Source organism: Streptococcus sp. SCPM-O-B-15304 (M98), assembly GCF_058200215.1.
In genome coordinates, this window is sequence record NZ_JBYQGQ010000031.1 from 1 (window position 1) to 870 (window position 870).

1 protein-coding gene is annotated in these 870 nt (G+C 48.5%); it reads left to right on the forward strand.

Features of this window, described 5'->3' with window-relative positions; translation table 11 throughout:
• Positions 1 to 870 (forward strand): hypothetical protein (locus tag AC3E7H_RS09860; protein WP_490676502.1); only part of this gene is annotated, 870 nt, incomplete at both ends.

An 870-nucleotide genomic window follows, 5' to 3' on the forward strand; every position in this document is an offset into this window, starting at 1 on the left:
GAAGCTGATGTGCTTGCTGAAGCTGATGTTGATTCAGAAGCCGATGTGCTTGCTGAAGCTGATGTGCTTGCTGAAGCTGACGTTGATTCAGAAGCTGATGTGCTTGCTGAAGCCGATGTTGATTCAGAAGCTGATGTGCTTGCACTTGTTGAAGCCGATGTGCTTGCTGATGTGCTTGCACTTGTTGAAGCTGACGTGCTTGCACTTGTTGAAGCTGACGTACTTGCTGATGTGCTTGCGCTTGTTGAAGCTGATGTGCTTGCGCTTGTTGACGCTGACGTGCTTGCTGATGTGCTTGCACTTGTTGAAGCTGACGTGCTTGCTGATGTGCTTGCGCTTGTTGAAGCTGATGTGCTTGCTGATGTACTTGCACTTGTTGAAGCTGACGTGCTTGCTGATGTGCTTGCACTTGTTGAAGCTGATGTGCTTGCTGATGTGCTTGCGCTTGTTGAAGCTGATGTGCTTGCTGATGTGCTTGCGCTTGTTGAAGCTGATGTGCTTGCTGATGTACTTGCACTTGTTGAAGCTGACGTGCTTGCTGATGTGCTTGCGCTTGTTGAAGCTGATGTGCTTGCTGATGTGCTTGCACTTGTTGAAGCTGATGTGCTTGCTGATGTGCTTGCACTTGTTGAAGCTGATGTGCTTGCACTTGTTGAAGCTGATGTGCTTGCTGATGTGCTTGCACTTGTTGAAGCTGATGTGCTTGCTGATGTGCTTGCACTTGTTGAAGCTGATGTGCTTGCACTTGTTGAAGCTGACGTGCTTGCTGATGTGCTTGCACTTGTTGAAGCTGATGTGCTTGCACTTGTTGAAGCTGACGTGCTTGCTGATGTGCTTGCACTTGTTGAAGCTGATGTGCTTGCTGATGTA